Origin of the sequence: Frankia sp. AgKG'84/4 (assembly GCF_023242965.2) — a bacterium.
Lineage (GTDB): Bacteria > Actinomycetota > Actinomycetes > Frankiales > Frankiaceae > Frankia.
Genome location: NZ_JALKFU020001230.1, coordinates 1 through 2,455, shown reverse-complemented (window position 1 = coordinate 2,455; position 2,455 = coordinate 1). Strand labels below are relative to the sequence as shown.

Genomic DNA, 2,455 nt, shown 5'->3' with positions numbered 1-2,455 from the left:
GCCCAGCCCCGTCCCGCCGGGTCGCAGCCCGGCCTGAGCGGGGGCCGGCACAGCGTCGGCCGGGCCAGTGCGGTCGCCGCCGCCGAGACGGCGGGCTACCGCGCCCAGGTCACCTGGGAGCGCCGCTACGTCCGGCTGCTGATCCTGTTCGACGCCGCGGCCTGCGTGCTCGCGGTGGCGCTCGCGTTCGTCGTGCGCTTCGGGCATTTCGTCCGGTTCGACTCCGAGCCCGTTTCGATCCAGCCGTACATCGTGATGACGGCCCTGCTGCCGCCCGCCTGGGTGGTGGCGATGTCGCTCAACCGGGCCTACGAGAGCCGGTTCCTCGGCGGGGGCTCCGAGGAGTTCCGCCGGGTGGTCAACTCCGCCGCCCGGCTCACCGCCGCCGTCGCGATCGTCTCCTACGCCACCAAGGCCGAGATCGCCCGCAGCTACGTGCTCATCGCCTTCCCCGCCGCCACGGTGCTCTCGGTCGCCGGCCGGGTCGTCGGGCGCGGGATCCTGCACCGGATGCGCCGGGCCGGGCGATGTCTGCACCGGGTGCTCGTCGTCGGCGCCGGTGAGTCGGCGGCGACCCTCGTGCGCCTCGCGCAGCGCGACCCGACGTCCGGCTGGGCCGTCGTCGGCGTCGTGCTGGACCGTTCACCGGGCCGGCACAGCCACGACCGGCCCGAACGCAGCGGGTTCGACCTGCTCGGCGTGCCGATCGTCGGCACCTCCGAGACCCTGCACACCGCGATCACCGCCACCCACGCCACCACCGTCGCGATCTGTCCCCAGATGGATGGCGAGACGCTGCGCCGGGTGCTGTGGACGCTGGAGGGCAGCGACGTCGACGTGCTCGTCTCCTCGGCGCTCACCGACGTCACCGGCCCGCGGATCTCGATCCGTCCGGTCGCCGGCCTGCCGCTGCTGCACATCGAGGAGCCGGAGCTCACCGGCACCCGGCGGGTGATGAAGGGCGTGTTCGACCGCGTCGTCGCCGGCACCGTGATGCTGCTGTTCCTGCCGCTGTTCGTCGCGCTGGGCGTGGCGGTGCGGCTTACCAGCCGCGGGCCGGCGCTGTTCCGGCAGGTCCGGGTCGGTCGCGGCGGCGAGCACTTCACGATGTTCAAGTTCCGCTCGATGTATGTCGACGCCGAGGCCCGCAAGGCGGATCTGGAGTCTCTCAACGAGCGTGGCGAGGGCCTGCTGTTCAAGATGCGCGACGACCCGCGGATCACCCGGGTCGGCAAGTTCCTACGCAAGTGGTCACTCGACGAGCTCCCGCAGCTGCTCAACGTGGTCAACGGGAGTATGTCGCTGGTCGGCCCGCGCCCGCCGCTGCCGAGCGAGGTAGCCCGCTACGAGGTCGACGTGCACCGCCGCCTGATGGTCAAGCCCGGCCTGACCGGACTGTGGCAGATCAGCGGCCGGTCCGACCTGGAATGGGACGAGTCGGTCCGGCTCGACCTGCGCTACGTGGAGAACTGGTCACTGGCGATGGACTTCGTCATCCTCTGGCGGACCGTGTTCGCCGTCCTGCGTCGCGAAGGCGCCTACTGATCCGCCTGCCCTTGATCCGCCTGCCCTTGATCCGTCTGCCCTGATGTCGTGCGCCGCGCGGCGGGGACGGCCGGGCACCGTCCCCGCCGGCCGCGTCAGGCGCCAGCCAGCCAGCCAGCGACACGCAGGTGGTCCAGGACCCGCTCGACGGCCTGCTCGCTGGTCAGCTCCGCGGTGTTCACCGTGACGTCGGCGTCGTCCGGTTCCTCGTACGGGTCGGACACCCCGGTGAAGGCCGCAATGACACCGGCGCGGGCCTTCGCGTACAACCCCTTGCGGTCGCGGGACTCGCAGACCGCCAGCGGGGTGGACACGTGGACGAGCACGAACCCGCCGCCGGCACCCCGGACCAGCCCGCGGACCTGCGCGCGCACGTCCGCGTAGGGCGCGATCGGCGCGCACACCACCGTGCCGCCCGCGCCGGCGACCTGGGCCGCCACGAAACCGATCCGGCGCACGTTCGTCTCCCGGTCGGCCCGGGAGAAGCCCAGCCCCGCGGACAGGTGGGTGCGCACGACGTCACCGTCGAGCAGGCTGACCCGCCGGCCGCCCTCCTCCAGCAACCGGCAGACCAGCAGCCCGGCCAGGGTCGACTTCCCGGACCCGGACAGGCCGGTGAACAGGACGGCAAGCCCGCGCCGCGAACGCGGCGGGACGGCCAGGGTCAGCTCCGCGGCAACCGTCGGCGGGGTGAGCTCGGCGGGAATCGGACTGCCCGCGTCGAGCAGCGACGCCAGCTCCGCCCGGCCCGGCGCGCCGATGGCCGGTCCGATCAGGCTCCCGGTCAGCCCGTAGACACTCGCCAGGTGCGCGCGCTGGGCGGTCAGGCGGGCGAGCTGCGCCGACTCGTCCGGTGTGTCGGCGCCGTCCCCGCCGGCGACCGGCGCCTCGGCGGTCCCCGGCACCTCGG

The 2,455-nt window shown here is 73.4% G+C and carries 2 protein-coding genes; one reads left to right on the top strand and one right to left on the bottom strand.

All coding sequences use genetic code 11. The annotated features are described in order from the left end of the window. Positions 1–33 precede the first annotated feature (33 nt). On the top strand, positions 34–1,545 hold the full coding sequence (locus MXD58_RS29080) for a sugar transferase (protein WP_250611357.1): 1,512 nt from the start codon (positions 34–36) through the stop codon (positions 1,543–1,545). 95 nt (positions 1,546–1,640) lie between these two features. On the opposite strand, the gene cysC is transcribed toward MXD58_RS29080, so the two are convergent. Next, a partial coding sequence (cysC, locus tag MXD58_RS29075; protein ID WP_250611355.1) for an adenylyl-sulfate kinase occupies positions 1,641–2,455 on the bottom strand: 815 nt, incomplete at its 5' end.